The 14,292-nt window shown below is 44.1% G+C and carries 12 protein-coding genes and 1 pseudogene; 6 read left to right on the top strand and 7 right to left on the bottom strand.

The window, feature by feature from the left end; all coding sequences use genetic code 11:
- Positions 1-78: 78 nt before the first annotated feature.
- Positions 79-954 carry a transcriptional regulator CitR gene (gene citR / locus ABZM97_RS05265; protein ID WP_087991192.1) on the top strand — a complete coding sequence of 292 codons (876 nt, stop codon included), beginning with the start codon at positions 79-81 and terminating at the stop codon, positions 952-954.
- 69 nt (positions 955-1,023) lie between these two features.
- Here citR and ABZM97_RS05260 read toward each other — a convergent pair whose 3' ends face one another.
- Positions 1,024-2,037 (bottom strand): LysM peptidoglycan-binding domain-containing protein, encoded by a 1,014-nt coding sequence (locus ABZM97_RS05260; RefSeq protein WP_087991191.1) that lies wholly within the window; start codon positions 2,035-2,037, stop codon positions 1,024-1,026.
- Between the two features lie 531 nt (positions 2,038-2,568).
- On the opposite strand from ABZM97_RS05260, the gene phoA reads away from it, so the two are divergent.
- The gene (phoA, locus tag ABZM97_RS05255; protein ID WP_202328515.1) at positions 2,569-3,954 is read left to right on the top strand and encodes an alkaline phosphatase PhoA; all 1,386 of its coding nucleotides are present in this window, start codon (positions 2,569-2,571) and stop codon (positions 3,952-3,954) included.
- 29 nt (positions 3,955-3,983) lie between these two features.
- Here phoA and spoVR read toward each other — a convergent pair whose 3' ends face one another.
- A complete protein-coding gene (gene spoVR / locus ABZM97_RS05250; RefSeq protein WP_087991189.1) occupies positions 3,984-5,390 on the bottom strand; it encodes a stage V sporulation protein SpoVR in 1,407 nt (468 codons plus the stop codon).
- Positions 5,391-5,444: 54 nt separating this feature from the next.
- On the opposite strand from spoVR, the pseudogene ABZM97_RS05245 reads away from it, so the two are divergent.
- The 3 genes and pseudogenes from ABZM97_RS05245 to ABZM97_RS05235 all read left to right on the top strand — a co-directional run bounded on the left by ABZM97_RS05245 (position 5,445) and on the right by ABZM97_RS05235 (position 9,235).
- A pseudogene (locus ABZM97_RS05245) lies at positions 5,445-7,082 on the top strand (mechanosensitive ion channel).
- A gap of 109 nt (positions 7,083-7,191) precedes the next feature.
- Positions 7,192-7,632, top strand: a complete 441-nt coding sequence (gene nsrR / locus ABZM97_RS05240) for a nitric oxide-sensing transcriptional repressor NsrR (RefSeq protein WP_202328517.1) — start codon at positions 7,192-7,194, stop codon at positions 7,630-7,632.
- A gap of 151 nt (positions 7,633-7,783) precedes the next feature.
- Positions 7,784-9,235 (top strand): LysM peptidoglycan-binding domain-containing protein, encoded by a 1,452-nt coding sequence (locus ABZM97_RS05235; protein ID WP_253268969.1) that lies wholly within the window; start codon positions 7,784-7,786, stop codon positions 9,233-9,235.
- 41 nt (positions 9,236-9,276) lie between these two features.
- Here the strand turns inward: ABZM97_RS05235 and ABZM97_RS05230 are convergent, their stop codons facing one another.
- The gene (locus tag ABZM97_RS05230) at positions 9,277-9,600 is read right to left on the bottom strand and encodes a YqzG/YhdC family protein (protein WP_253268968.1); all 324 of its coding nucleotides are present in this window, start codon (positions 9,598-9,600) and stop codon (positions 9,277-9,279) included.
- Between the two features lie 198 nt (positions 9,601-9,798).
- Between ABZM97_RS05230 and ABZM97_RS05225 the strand changes: the two genes are divergently transcribed.
- Positions 9,799-10,041: a YhdB family protein gene (locus ABZM97_RS05225; protein ID WP_003224139.1), complete on the top strand. Its 243-nt coding sequence runs from the start codon at positions 9,799-9,801 to the stop codon at positions 10,039-10,041.
- Positions 10,042-10,055: 14 nt separating this feature from the next.
- Here ABZM97_RS05225 and ABZM97_RS05220 read toward each other — a convergent pair whose 3' ends face one another.
- The 4 genes from ABZM97_RS05220 to pgcA form a co-directional block, all read right to left on the bottom strand.
- Positions 10,056-10,580, bottom strand: a complete 525-nt coding sequence (locus tag ABZM97_RS05220) for an NADPH-dependent FMN reductase (protein WP_087991184.1) — start codon at positions 10,578-10,580, stop codon at positions 10,056-10,058.
- Complete coding sequence (locus ABZM97_RS05215) at positions 10,577-11,224, bottom strand: response regulator transcription factor (protein ID WP_202328519.1); 648 nt, start codon at positions 11,222-11,224, stop codon at positions 10,577-10,579. Before ABZM97_RS05215 ends, ABZM97_RS05220 begins: the two co-directional genes overlap by 4 nt.
- Entirely contained in the window at positions 11,221-12,363 is a 1,143-nt protein-coding gene (locus tag ABZM97_RS05210) for a GAF domain-containing sensor histidine kinase (RefSeq protein WP_202328520.1), read from the bottom strand. Before ABZM97_RS05210 ends, ABZM97_RS05215 begins: the two co-directional genes overlap by 4 nt.
- Before the next feature lie 145 nt (positions 12,364-12,508).
- Complete coding sequence (pgcA, locus tag ABZM97_RS05205; protein WP_087991182.1) at positions 12,509-14,254, bottom strand: phosphoglucomutase; 1,746 nt, start codon at positions 14,252-14,254, stop codon at positions 12,509-12,511.
- Positions 14,255-14,292 lie beyond the last annotated feature (38 nt).

The following is a 14,292-nucleotide window of genomic DNA, read 5'->3' as shown; positions in this document are numbered from 1 at the left end:
TAGTAAATATAATATTTAAAAAATATTGAATATTTTAAAGGATATTAATTAAAAATATTAATCAGAGGGAGAATAGAAATGGATTTCAAATGGCTTCACACCTTCGTGACTGCTGCGAAATATGAAAACTTCCGGAAAACAGCGGAAACGCTTTTTTTATCTCAGCCCACTGTAACCGTACATATCAAGCAATTAGAAAAAGAAATCAGCTGCAAACTGTTCGAACGAAAGGGCAGGCAGATCCAGCTGACTGATGAAGGCAGGGCTTATTTGCCGTATGCGCTCAGGCTGCTTGATGATTACGAAAACAGCATGGCAGAGCTTCACAGAGTGAGACAAGGCTACTCTCAAACCTTACAGCTCGCGGTTTCTCCGCTTATCGCAGATACAGTGCTTCCTTCTGTCATGAAGCGGTACACAGCAATGAATACAGAAACAGAAATGGCAGTGACGATTTTTGAATCGGCGGAAATCGCGTCGCTGATTAAAGCCGGGGAAGCAGATATCGGGCTGAGCTGTTTAAAGGTACAGTCTTCCTCTTTAACCTGCCACTGCTTATATAAAGACCCGGTAGTCCTTGTTGCCCCGCCCGATCAGCGTTTCATGGCAGACAAAGAAATTGATGCCAAAGAGGTGCTGGAGCAATACCTGCTTTTGACCCACAATCATCCTGATTACTGGGACGACTTGCTCCGTCAAGTCAGAGTGACATTTCCATTTGTGAGAACAATGAAAGTCACTCAAACACATATAACGAAACGGTTTATCAAGGAAGGGCTCGGGGTTTCATTTCTGCCCTTATCGACAGTAAAGCGTGAGTTGGCAGAGAAACAGATGATCAGAATCCCTTATCAATCTGTACAGCTTCCCTATGCCGGCGCTTATGCAATCGCCCTTTATGAAAATAAGAAAGAAAAAAAATTCTTGGACTTTTTATCACATTTTCATTTTTAGGAGCAACCAAATCGGAGATTCTCCGCCTAATGAAAAAACCCGTTCCAATGAACGGGTTTCCTTTTAAAATTAGAATCTTTTCGCACCGAGGTAACGAGGCTTCCAGTAGCTGTTGTCCAGGCTGCTGATCTGAACACCGTTAGATCCTGCATGAACGAAATTGTTGTTGCCGACATAAATCCCCATGTGAGAAGGGCCGGATTTATATGTTGTGAAGAAGACAAAATCACCGACAGACGGGCTGGAAATGCTCTCCATAGAACTCCAGTATCCCGCAGTGCTTGTTCTGCCCACACTTGTTTGTTTATTCAGCACGTACCAGATAAATCCGCTGCAGTCAAAGCCGGAAGTCGTTGTTCCGCCCCATTTGTATGGCGTTCCGCTTAACGCCTTCGCATCAGAAACCAGCTTGCTAACATTAAGTGATGTAGTAGATGGTGCTTTGCTGCTTGAAGATGATGAAGAGCCGGAAGAAACAGTTTTTGAGCTTGTGCTTGTTCCTTTCACTTTCAACACTTGGTTGACATAAATCAAATCTGATTTTAAGCCGTTTAAGCTTTTTAACTTGCTAACCGTCGTGCCGTATTGCTTTGCGATTTTAGACAGACTGTCCCCGCGCTTCACTTTATAAGTGGAAGTTGAAGACGTTGATACCTTCGATGAACTAGAGCTGCTAGAACTTGTTGAACCTTTCAGTTTCAGGACTTGTCCGATACGAAGCAAGTCTGACTTTAAGCCATTCACTTTTTTCAGTTCACTGACTGTCATGCCATATGTTTTTGAAATTTTCCAAAGGCTGTCCCCGCTCTTTACTTTGTATGTAGAAGATGAAGAACTGGAAGAGCTGCTGCTTTTTGAACTTGAAGTTTTGCCGTTAATTGATAAAGTCTGCCCTGCGTAAATCATGTCTGAATGAAGGCTGTTCTCTGATTTAATTTTACCGATCGTTGTGTCGTATTTTCTTGAAAGTCCCCATAACGTGTCGCCTTTTTTCACCTGGATGCTTTGTGCAGATGCCGCTCCTGCAAATAGTGTCGATCCTAAAACCACTGCTGACGTAGCTGTAATGATTTGCTTTTTCATATTTTCCTCCCCAATGTTTATCTCTCTCTATATATGTATCTCTTTTTTTAAATTAATCTTATTGGTTTCTATTATAAGGATAGATTCCCAACAGAAATAGTCTTGACTTCATGTGACTAATTTCTTACTTATTCGTTCTTAAAAAAAGTTTTTAAGGGTATAAAATATTTCATTTTCGTTTCAAAGGTGACAAAAAACGCGTCCTTTTGTCATGTTTATTGGGCTATTTTCCATTATAAAGGGGATAAATGACAAACTTTCGGGGGTCAGCTCACATAGTGGAAAAGTGAGACATAAAGCAATTCGAGGAAAGCTGCGGTTATCCGCAGTTTTTTTATTTAAATAAACATATCACGCAAGGGCAGAGGGGTAAAGATTTTTCTGAAAAAATGAATGCTTTGATTGAAAAAAGGCAAGATAACGAAACAGATGTTTTCATTTCCTTACAATGCTTTACTTAATGTTTACACGATCAAAAGCCGCGTTTAACAAAATTTCCCTAACATGATAAACAAATACATTAAAGGAGGCATGCAAAAAATGAATTTGTTTCAAAATCTGAAATCTAAACTGCTGCCAATCGCAGCTGTTTCCGTGCTTACAGCCGGCATATTTGCCGGTGCAGAACTGCAGCAGACTGAAAAGGCCAGCGCAAAAAAACAAGACAAAGCCGAGATCAGAAATGTCATTGTGATGATCGGTGACGGCATGGGGACGCCTTACATAAACGCCTACCGTTCCATGAAGAATAACGGGGAAACACCGAATAACCCAAAGTTGACCCAATTTGACCCTAACCTGACAGGCATGATGATGACGCATCCTGATGACCCGGACTTTAATATTACAGATTCAGCCGCCGCCGGAACAGCATTAGCGACAGGCGTTAAGACATATAACAATGCAATTGGCGTCGATAAAAACGGGAAAAAAGTGAAATCTGTGCTCGAAGAAGCCAAACAGCAAGGAAAATCGACCGGGCTCGTCGCAACGTCTGAAATTAACCACGCCACCCCTGCCGCATACGGCTCCCACAATGAATCACGGAAAAACATGGACCAAATCGCCAACAGCTATATGGATGACAAAATAAAAGGAAAACAAAAAATAGACGTTTTGCTTGGCGGCGGAAAATCATATTTTAACCGCGAGGACAGAAATTTGACGAAGGAATTCAAACAAGCCGGCTATAGCTACGTGACAACAAAACAAGAGCTGAAGAAAAATAAAGATCAGCAGGTGCTTGGCCTTTTCGCAGACAGAGGGCTTGCTAAAGCGCTCGACCGTGACAGCAAAACACCATCTCTCAAGGACATGACGGTTTCAGCAATTGACCGCCTGAACCAAAATAAAAAAGGATTTTTCTTGATGGTCGAAGGCAGCCAAATTGACTGGGCGGCCCATGACAACGATACAGTAGGAGCCATGAGTGAGGTTAAAGACTTTGAACAGGCCTATAAAGCCGCGATTGATTTTGCAAGAAAAGATAAACACACGCTTGTCATTGCAACTGCTGATCATACAACCGGCGGCTTTACCATCGGCGCAAATGGTCAAAAGAATTGGCACGCGGAGCCGATTCTCGCCGCAAAAAAAACACCTGAATTTATGGCCAAAAAAATCAGTGAAGGCAAACCGGTCAAAGATGTGCTCACCCGCTATACAAATCTGAAATTCACCTCTGATGAAATCAAAAGTGTTGAAGCCGCTGCACAGGCTGACAAAAGCAAAGGCGCCTACAAAGCCATCATCAAGATTTTTAACACACGATCTAACAGCGGCTGGACGAGTGCCGATCATACCGGCGAAGAAGTGCCAGTATACGCGTACGGCCCCGGAAAAGAAAAATTCCGAGGACTGATTAACAATACCGATCAGGCAAACATCATATTTAAGATTTTGAAAGCGGGAAAATAAAGAGGATGCAGAACGCTGCATCCTCTTTTTTATAGATATCTGCGGTGAACACCTTTTCCATCGTACGAAAACATGACTTCCTTATCCTCAAGCACAGACTCGATGTGCACGCTTCTTCCCCATAGCTGGAATAAGTAAGGGAGCACTTTCTCTAAATATTTCAAATCCAGCTCTATGCCCTCATACCAATGCTTAATATAGAGCTCGTTATTTTTCATATAATCGCCGTCGTTTACTGTCAAATACGGAAACCCGCCGTTTACCCGCATGCTTACGAGCTGGTCGCGCACCGACTTCCACGCTTTATCGACGATTTTATAATCTCTGCCCTGTTTTTGAAACAAATAAAGATCCTCGCGCATCACTAAGTCTTTTGTTAAATAGTTGCGGATGAAAGAGATATCGGATTCAATTTCCCTGACCTCAAACATTTTCTCCCGGCCCGAGTCAGCCTGTACGCCCACTTTCTTCATTTCATCCGTCGGATTATTGTACCGCTCCTCAATGTTTTCAAATATTTTCAGCCCTAAATAATAAGGATTGATGCCTGTTTTGGACGGCTGGACGACACCAGCATTCAGCTTGGCGAACTCGACCGCTTCATCAGAGGTTAAATCAAGCTCGCGTATAATTCGCTGGTGCCAATAGGAAGCCCAGCCCTCATTCATAATCTTTGTTTCCAGCTGAGGCCAGAAATAAAGCATTTCCTCTCTCATCATCGTTAAAATATCACGCTGCCACGGCTCCAGCTCACGTGAATGCTCCTCGATAAATAGCAGAATATCTTTTTCCGGCCGCGGCGGGAAAGGTTTTTTCGATTTTTTCACGTGTTTTTTCGGTTTCTTTTCATCCAAAGACCATAAATCATCGTACGGCGTCGCTGCCTCTTCCATTTCATCTTCCTCATCATCCACACTCCATAGGAGCTTCGGACGGACCAAAGAAGGATCGATATGCTCCTGAATCGATAGGATCGCGTCTAAAAAAGCCTCTACTTCCTTTATCCCGTGAACCTGTTCATAGTACTTAATCCGCTCGGCTGTTGCCGCCATGCTTTCCACCATATCGCGCTTCGTGTTTTGGAAACGGCAGTTATTTTTGAAGAAATCACAATGGGCGAGAACGTGAGCGACAATCAATTTATTTTGGATCAGTGAGTTGCTGTCCAGCAAAAAAGCGTAGCATGGATCCGAGTTAATGACCAGCTCATAAATCTTGCTTAAACCAAGATCGTAATGCAGCTTCATTTTGTGAAACTGCTTGCCGAAGCTCCAGTGGCTGAATCTTGTCGGCATCCCGTACGCGCCGAATGTATAAATAATTTCAGCCGGGCAGATTTCATATCTCATCGGGTAGAAATCAAGGCCGAATCCTTTTGCAATTTCGGTAATCTCCTCAATTGCCCGCTGTAATCCCTTCTTCTCCTCCGCGTTCAACCGAATCCCCCCTACTTGGACTTATCTATAATGTATGAGCCCGCCTGACAAAAGATGATAGCCGCACTTGGGCAAGAAAAAAATTCACCCGGCACATTCATCTGTTTGCCGATTGTGCCAGTGGGTAAAAACACACCATATTATGAAAAAAAGGAGCGATACCAATTGAATGCAGCAGACATGCTTTCTTCTTATCTCAGTAAGCTGCCAAACTTAATCATTGCTTTACTCGTCTTATTAATCGGATGGGCTATCGCTAAAATCATTGAAAAAGCGGTATACAAAGGGCTCAGAAAAACAAAAATTGACGATAAGCTGTTTGCTGGGAAAAAGCCATCACGCTATTCCTCGGAAAAAGTCATAAGCAAGGTCGTTTATTTTATCGCATTGATTATCGTCTTTATTTTATTCTTTAACATTTTGCACCTGACAACAGTGGCATCACCGTTTGTCAGCATGCTTTCCGCCATTACCGCGGCTATCCCGAGCGTGCTGAAGGCCGGGCTCATTCTGCTGTTAGGATGGGCTGCAGCCTCTGTTTTGAGCTTCCTTGTCAAAAAAATCGGGATGAAGCTGAACACAAGTGACAAGCTGCGCAAGTGGAATGTTGTGTCTGAAGGAAAAGATATTCATCAGGCAGTTAATGCCGCTTCACAAGTTGTCTTTTATCTCGTGCTGCTTGTTTTCCTGCCGGGGGTCTTATCTTCTTTGAACATCAGCGGCATTTCGGGTCCGTTTACAAATATGATGGAAAGCGTGCTCGCTTTTCTGCCGAAATTATTTGCTGCCGCACTTATCGTTTTAATCGGCTGGCTTGTTGCCCGTCTTGTACGTGATATCATAACAAATTTCCTTGCAAGCATCGGCACGGAAAGATTCGCCGCACGTATGGGTTTATCAGTTTACTTAAAAGATACAAGCCTTTCTGCAGTCATCGGAACAATCGCTTATGTGCTGATTTTAATACCGGTTGTCATTTCAGCACTTGATCAGCTGGATGTCACCGGCATTTCGAAACCGGCTGTCTCTATGCTGAATACTATTTTAAATATGCTTCCGAACATCATCATTGCCATCGTGCTTGTTATAGCCGGTATATGGACAGGAAAATGGGTGAACAACATGGTGTCCCGACTGCTCCATCGCGCAGGCTTTGATTCTGTGTTAGGAAAAATGGGGATGGAAACAGGAACACCTGCAAAGCTGTCCCTATCTCAAGTTGTCGGCATGATCGCGCAAGTCATTGTCATTCTGCTGTTCACAGCCGAGGCGCTGCAAATTGTTCAGATGCACTTCCTCGTAGAGATTGCGACTGGCATTATCGCGTATCTGCCGAATGCCCTTGTCGCCGTATTCATTCTCGGAATCGGTCTTTACGCTGGAGAATTGGTTCGAAAAGTGCTTTCTAGCATCATTAAAGGCCAAGAATTCAAGTCTTTGGCGGCGATTGCCAAATATACGATTATCGCACTTGCTCTCTTTATGGCCCTGGATCAGCTTGGTGTTGCTGAAACGATCGTCAATTCCGCGTTCATCATCGTGCTTAGCGGCTTCGCACTCGCTTTCGGTTTATCCTTCGGCCTTGGCGGAAAGGATTTTGCATCACGTTATCTGTCTGCATTTGAACGCAAAATGCAAAACACCGAAATCGATAAAAACCGTAAAAACCAAAATCCGCCGAATAACATGTAAACAAAAAACGTGCACCCTACTGGGCGCACGTTTTTTAAAAATTCCTTTTTTTTCATTTTTCAATCGATTATGATAAGATATAGAAAATCTCTTTTTCCGAGGTCTTATTATGAAATTAACAAATTATACTGATTATTCATTAAGAGTGCTGATTTTTCTGGCTGCAGAACGTCCTGGAGAACTTTCAAACATAAAACAGATTGCCGAAACGTATTCTATTTCAAAAAACCATCTCATGAAAGTCATATACAGGCTCGGCCAGCTCGGATATGTAGAAACGATACGCGGACGAGGCGGCGGCATACGCTTAGGCATGGAACCTGAAGACATCAACATCGGTGAGGTTGTCAGAAAAACGGAAGACGATTTTAATATTGTTGAGTGTTTTGATGTGAATAAAAATCTTTGCATCATTTCCCCGGTGTGCGGCTTGAAGCATGTGCTTAATGAAGCGCTAATGGCCTATCTTGCGGTTTTAGACAAATACACACTGCGCGACCTTGTCAAAAACAAAGAAGATATCATGAAGCTTTTAAAAATGAAGGAATAGATAAAGATTCCTTCTTTTTTTATGCCCTTTTTCCCCCTTTTTGTTAAGAAAATTGGGCTGTTTTTAAAAAAAGGCAAAACGATGAGACGAAGCTGCCGATATAAAAAAGAAACAGTAAATTCAAATCATTGGGGGAAAAAGGAGAGCTCAGATGAAAAAGAAATTAGCAGCAGGGCTGACAGCTTCTGCGATTGTCAGTACAACTCTAGCAGTCACACCAGCTGAAGCAGCTACGATTAAGGTCAAAAGCGGAGATTCTTTATGGAAACTGGCCCAAAACTACAATACAAGCGTGGCGGCCATCACATCCACCAACCATCTTTCGACTACCGTTCTGTCGATCGGCCAGACGCTTACCATTCCAGGCAGCAAGTCCGGAACTTCATCTACTTCAAGCTCAACAACCAAAAAGAGCGGAAGTTCTGTTTACACAGTGAAAAGCGGCGATTCACTTTGGCTGATCGCAACTGAGTATAAAATGACGGTGCAGGAACTGAAAAAGTTAAACGGACTCAGCAGCGATATGATTCGTGCAGGGCAGAAATTAAAGGTGTCCGGCACGGTTTCTTCAAGCTCAAGTTCCAGTTCCAGCTCTAGTTCTAATACAAAAAGCAGTTCCAAAAAGAGCTCTAGCTCTTCATCTTCTGCCGGAACATACAAGGTGCAGCTTGGCGATTCGCTTTGGAAAATCGCAAACAAAGTCAACATGTCCGTCGCCGAATTAAAGGTCTTGAACCACTTAAAATCAGATACCATTTATGTGAATCAAGTGTTGAAAACAAAATCAAGCGGTTCTAATACGTCTTCCAAAGACACTTCATCTCATTCAAACCAAACGTCGGCAACATCGAAATACACTGTAAAAAGCGGAGATTCACTTTGGAAAATCGCAAACAGCTATAACGTGACCGTACAGCAAATCCGAAACAGCAATAGCCTGAAATCAGATGTGATATACGTCGGACAAGTGCTGAAGCTGACAGGTAAAGCATCTTCAGGCACTTCCTCACCGTCATCGTCTTCTAAGTCAAATGCAAGCTCTGGCACATCGACGACTACATACACGGTGAAAAGCGGCGATTCCTTGTGGGTGATTGCTCAGAAGTTCAATGTAACAGCTCAGCAGATTCGGGAGAAAAACAATTTGAGAACGGATGTCTTGCAGGTTGGCCAAAAATTGGTCATTACCGGAAAAGCTTCCCACTCTTCCTCATCCGGTTCTTCAAGCACGTCCAGCTCAACAAGCGCGAAGATTAACACAATGATTGCCGCCGCTAAAGAACAGCTTGGCGTTCCGTATCGCTGGGGAGGCACGACACCGGCCGGATTTGACTGCAGCGGTTTCATGTACTATGCGCTAAACAAAGTCACATCCGTATCAAGATTAACGGCAGCCGGATATTGGAACACAATGAAACCTGTCAGCCAGCCTGCTGTCGGAGACTTCGTGTTCTTTTCAACATATAAAGCCGGCCCTTCTCATATCGGGATTTATCTCGGAAACGGGGAATTCATTAATGCCAATGATTCCGGAGTTGTCATATCCAGTATGAACAACTCTTACTGGAAACAGCGCTATCTCGGTGCAAAACGATATTTCTAAAACAGAAACTGTATGGCCTTGGCGGCTGTACAGTTTTTTGATTAGAGCCGAAAAACGTTAATGCTGATCATATGTTTTGTCACCGGATGAAAATAGACTTCGGCCCGAACAGAAAAGGTGTCGTCATTCTGTCTGACCGTCACACGAAAGACATCTTTTGTCTGCTGATCATTCACCTCGGTCCGCCCCATATAAGCGTAATCAGAAAATGAAGCGCCCTTATATTCATCCTGAATTCTGCTCCAGGCGAGCTGTTCCCACTTTTGAACAGACTCGTTTGTGTCCGCTGAATGCCCTTTTGCAGCCATTGACACAATGATCAATCCGCAAAAAAGAAGCGCAATTGAATACGGCAGAGATTTCATATTTTCAGTCTCCTGTACCCAGATTTGTTCTCTCATAGGTTTTCCAAAAGCGATGGCTTCATTCAGTCATTTTGATTTTATGTCTCCCTCATATTGCTACCCTGTACTGCCGCAGACGCCAAGTTTTGCAACGTCAATTACATAGGATGCGGCATAAACTAATCATGAACTTCTCACACAAGAAAGGAGAAGCGATTCATGGATTATGCCGATTACGATAAAGCGCTGTATTACACCCACCGTTCCCAATGGGATAATTTATTAATTTTAATGGTGCGTACAGAGGATGATTTGTTATCAAAACGAATCGAGCATTTTCTGCACGCGTATCATTTTGAACAGGATTACGCTGTTCTTGAAAAGATGCTGTATTCCCTTCTCCGTTATATTGATCATGCCACAGAGCTGACTTACGAAGATCAATTAGCCCTGCTCACATAAACAAATCCCGGCGTTCAGACGCCGGGATTTCCTGCTTTTGCAAACATAGTGAGTTCTTCGACAAGCTCTTTTATGCTGATCTTTATAGGTTCCGTAACTGCAGCCTTTTCAATATCAATGTGCACTGGATCAAGTACAAGCTGTTTCGGAATCACATTGGCGTAGACACCCCGCATCACAGTTCTCATATTGTTCAGCGCGTTGATGCCGCCTTTTCCGCCTCCCGCCACTGCCAATAATGCAACGGGCTTATATTTAAATTGTTCGCTGCTTAGAAAATCCAGAGCATTTTTTAAAGCGCCGCTCATCCCGCTGTGATATTCAGGCGATAATAAGACAATCGCATCCGCTTTAGTGACGCGCTGCTTAAGCTCCTGTACCTGCAAAAGTTCTGATTGCTCTGCTTCACCGTTAAAAATCGGCAAGATAAACTCGCTTAGATCAATCAAATCCGTGTGATACAGCGCTGAAATGCAGGATGCGGCAATTCTTGTTCTGCCATGTTTTCTGGGCGTGCCATTTATAACTAACATGTTCATGTCGCGATCTCTCCATTCAGGTTATATTTTACTGCGAAAAGCGCTGCTTGCGTGCGGTCGGCCACTTCAAGTTTTGCTAAAAGATTCGACACATGGGTTTTCACTGTTTTTTCTGAAATAAACAAGGCCGCCGCGATTTCTTTATTGCTTTTTCCGTTCGCAATTTCGTTCAGAACGTCCTTTTCTCTTCGTGTTAATTGATAAAATTTTTCTTTTTCCGGATCGCGCTGATTTCTCATATGTGTTAGCACATGGGGCATAATAGCTGAAGAAAGCTTGTATTCTCCACCATGCACTTGTCTAAGTGTTTTCACCAATTCCTCGGGCTCCGTATCCTTTAATTGATACGCCTTCGCTCCTGCCTGAAGCGCGGGGATGACGTGATCTTGATCGGAATAGCTCGTCAGCACAATGATTTTGACCCCTGGAAATTGCTGAACTGCTTTTTTTATGGCTTGTATTCCGTCCATCTCGGGCATAGACAGATCCATCAGCACAAGGTCGGGCTTTGTTTCTCCGATGATACGAAGAGCTTCTGTTCCGGTTGCGGCCTCTCCGGCAACTTCAATATCATCTTGGGTGGCAAAGAAAAAACGAAGCCCCTTTCTGACAACATGGTGATCATCCGCTATTACAATTTTCATTGCATTGTCCTTCCTTTCTGATTGGCTAGCGGAAGCTTGACGGACACCTTTGTCCCCGCTCCAAGCTCTGACTCAATCAAAAACTCCGCGCCGGCTTTTTCCGCCCGTTCTTTCATACCCTTGATGCCAAGTGAAGGCAGACCGGCATGCGCTTCATAGCGAAACCCTGCCCCATGATCGATTATATCCAGCTCCGCATGGCATGAAGAAGCAGTCAGACTGACATACGCCGTACCAGTTCCGGCATGCTTTTTGCAGTTATTTAAAGCTTCCTGTACGACACGCCACAGCATATGCTCCTGCTCATCAGTAAGAACCTGACAGCCTTTTTGTGTGAAAATGACATTCAATCCGATGAGCGCGCCATAGCTTTTAATGGCTTCAGACAGCCCTTTTTCCAACCCTCCGGGGCGAAGCTGCCAAATTAACGCTTTCATTTCTGCGAGCGCGTCCTGTGATAAGTTTTGAATGAAATCAATCATCTGCTGCAAATTCTCATCTTTTGTGAGTGTCTTTGCCGCTCTGGCTGTTAAACTAACGGAAAACAGCATTTGATTGACAGAATCATGGAGCTCCTGAGCGAGGCGGTTGCGCTCCATTAATAGCGCATTTTTTTGTTTATATTCAGAAAGATTCATGCGCTGGATCGCGGTTCCGATCTGAAAGGCGACAGACTCGAGTAAATGCAGCTCCCCCTCATCAAACATGGTTTTTCCGGCCGCGGCTACATTTAACAATCCGAATCTCCTGTCTCCGTCTTCTAAAGGCACAGTTGCATGATGCGTAATCCCTTCTGTGTCAAAACAGTGCAGCTCTTCGGCCGACTCTATGCGTTTGCAGTTCATGATATTAGCCGCCCTTCTAAGCCCTCCGTTATTGAATTTCGTCAGGCAGTAGCACTCTCCTTCGCACATCAGCACTTTTTCCTTGCGGCTTAAAGCGGGGGGCAGATAGGCGTCGGCCGCTAACGTATAGGAGCCGTCTTCTTCGATTAGAAAAATCCATCCCGATTGAAGGTTCGTTACACTCAGCAATTCTTTTAACACCTCATCCAGTGTTGCTTTGACATCGTGTCCTTGATTTAAGGTTTCCGCAATCGTTTTCAGCGTTTTTAATTTTTCCATCCTCGTTTTGCTCACGTCACTCACTCCGGCATTCATCTCCTGTTATCTAAGATTATACCAGTTTTATGTCATTCATTACTTCGCTTGAGGGATGATTTTCTTTCAGACTTTTGGATGAGAAAAAAAGCCGGATCACATAAATGACCCAGCTTTTCTTGAACTATTTAGCTGTAGCCTCTACAATTTCGTCTACCGTCTTCATTACATCGTCAGAAAGCGCGGCAAGAAGCTTTTCACTGTCTTCTAAAGATGTTCCTTTTACGGCGAAATAGAATTTGACCTTCGGCTCGGTTCCGGAAGGACGAAGGCAGAACCAAGACCCGTCTTCCAAGAAGTATTTCAGTACATTTGATGTTGGCAAGCCGATCGCTTCTTCTTTGTTTTCCGTCAGAAGCATCCGTTTGCTTACTGCGTAATCTTCGGCTGTCACAACCTGTTTGCCAGCCATTTTTTGCGGCGGATTTTGTCTGAAGGAAGCCAAAATCGCTTCAATCTGTTCTGCTCCCTGTTTTCCTTTCAGCGTCAGGGATTTCAGCCCTTCACGATAAAAACCGTATTCGTTAAAGAGATTAATGAGCGCTTCATACAATGATATTCCTTGTTTTTTATAGAACGCGCAAACCTCAACTGCCAAGAGCGCCGCCTGAATGGCATCCTTGTCGCGGGCAAAATCCCCGATTAAGTAACCGTAGCTCTCTTCATAACCGAATTGGAAGGTGTACTGGCCTGTCGCCTCGTATTCCTTAATCTTTTCACCGATAAACTTGAAGCCTGTGAGCGTATCAATCGTATCAAGACCGAACGAAGAAGCGACAGCACGCCCGATTTCACTTGTGACAATTGTTTTGAGAACAACACCGTTTTCAGGCAGGATGCCTTGTTTTTTCTTTTCAGAAAGCAGGTAATGAAGCAGCAACGCACCGGTTTGGTTTCCTGTAAGCACTGTATATTTACCTTGTTCGTTTTTCACCGCTATGCCAAGACGGTCAGCGTCAGGGTCTGTTGCGATGAGAATATCTGCGTTCCGCTCTTCCCCGAGTTTAATGGCATATTCGAAAGCCGCATGCTCTTCCGGGTTTGGAGAGGGAACAGTAGAGAAGTCTGCATCGGGCAGCTCCTGTTCTTTGACAACCGCTACATTATTGTAGCCGAGTGCTTCAAGACCGCGTCTGACCGGCTTATTGGCCGTTCCATGCAGCGGTGTAAAAACAACATTTACATCAACTTCTTCGGGTAATTCAGGATGGACGGAAATGGACGTCAGTTTTTCTGTATAGGCTTTATCAATATCTTCACCGATGATCTTAATTAAGCCTTTTTCTTTTAATGTATCTTCAGTGTCGACTGTGATCGTCAGTTCATTTTCAATCGCGTTTACCTGCTCAATGACGATGTCCGCTTCCTTTGGAGGCAGCTGGCCGCCGTCATCTCCGTATACTTTGTAGCCGTTATATTCAGGCGGGTTATGGCTTGCCGTCACCACAATTCCCCCGTAGGCGTTCAGCTGTCTGACAGCGAATGACAGCTCCGGTGTCGGGCGAAGCTCATCAAATACGTATGATTGGATGCCTTGTGTCGCAAGTGTTTTTGCCGCTTCCATCGCGAACTCCGGCGATTTATGGCGGGAATCATAAGCAATGACAACGCCCCGTTTTTTCGCTTCCTCACCTTGCTCTGAGATGTATGCCGCAAACCCGGCTGATGCTTTGCGCACCGTGTAAATATTCATCCGATTCGTCCCAGCGCCGATTTCTCCGCGCATACCGCCAGTGCCGAATTCAAGGTTTTTATAGAAACAGTCTTCAAGAGCCTGTTCATTCCCCTCTAATTCAGTAAGGCGTTCTTTTAGTTCCGGATCTAAATGTTCTGTCTGTTTCCAGCGTTCATAACTTTTTCTCCAAGTCATATTCGTCCTCCTATGTATTAGCTTATGCCGTTATTTTA

Source organism: Bacillus vallismortis, from assembly GCF_040784915.1.
Lineage (GTDB): Bacteria > Bacillota > Bacilli > Bacillales > Bacillaceae > Bacillus > Bacillus subtilis_G.
Note: the sequence above shows the minus strand (reverse complement) of the source record. Positions and strands in the feature narration are given on the sequence as shown.

What these genes read in the sequence shown, in the direction of transcription:
- citR (WP_087991192.1), top strand. Translation starts at nt 79, where the DNA reads ATGGATTTCAAATGGCTTCACACCTTCGTGACTGCTGCGAAATATGAA.
- ABZM97_RS05260 (WP_087991191.1), bottom strand. Translation starts at nt 2,037, where the DNA reads ATGAAAAAGCAAATCATTACAGCTACGTCAGCAGTGGTTTTAGGATCG.
- phoA (WP_202328515.1), top strand. Translation starts at nt 2,569, where the DNA reads ATGCAAAAAATGAATTTGTTTCAAAATCTGAAATCTAAACTGCTGCCA.
- nsrR (WP_202328517.1), top strand. Translation starts at nt 7,192, where the DNA reads ATGAAATTAACAAATTATACTGATTATTCATTAAGAGTGCTGATTTTT.
- ABZM97_RS05235 (WP_253268969.1), top strand. Translation starts at nt 7,784, where the DNA reads ATGAAAAAGAAATTAGCAGCAGGGCTGACAGCTTCTGCGATTGTCAGT.
- ABZM97_RS05230 (WP_253268968.1), bottom strand. Translation starts at nt 9,600, where the DNA reads ATGAAATCTCTGCCGTATTCAATTGCGCTTCTTTTTTGCGGATTGATC.
- ABZM97_RS05225 (WP_003224139.1), top strand. Translation starts at nt 9,799, where the DNA reads ATGGATTATGCCGATTACGATAAAGCGCTGTATTACACCCACCGTTCC.
- ABZM97_RS05220 (WP_087991184.1), bottom strand. Translation starts at nt 10,580, where the DNA reads ATGAACATGTTAGTTATAAATGGCACGCCCAGAAAACATGGCAGAACA.
- ABZM97_RS05215 (WP_202328519.1), bottom strand. Translation starts at nt 11,224, where the DNA reads ATGAAAATTGTAATAGCGGATGATCACCATGTTGTCAGAAAGGGGCTT.
- pgcA (WP_087991182.1), bottom strand. Translation starts at nt 14,254, where the DNA reads ATGACTTGGAGAAAAAGTTATGAACGCTGGAAACAGACAGAACATTTA.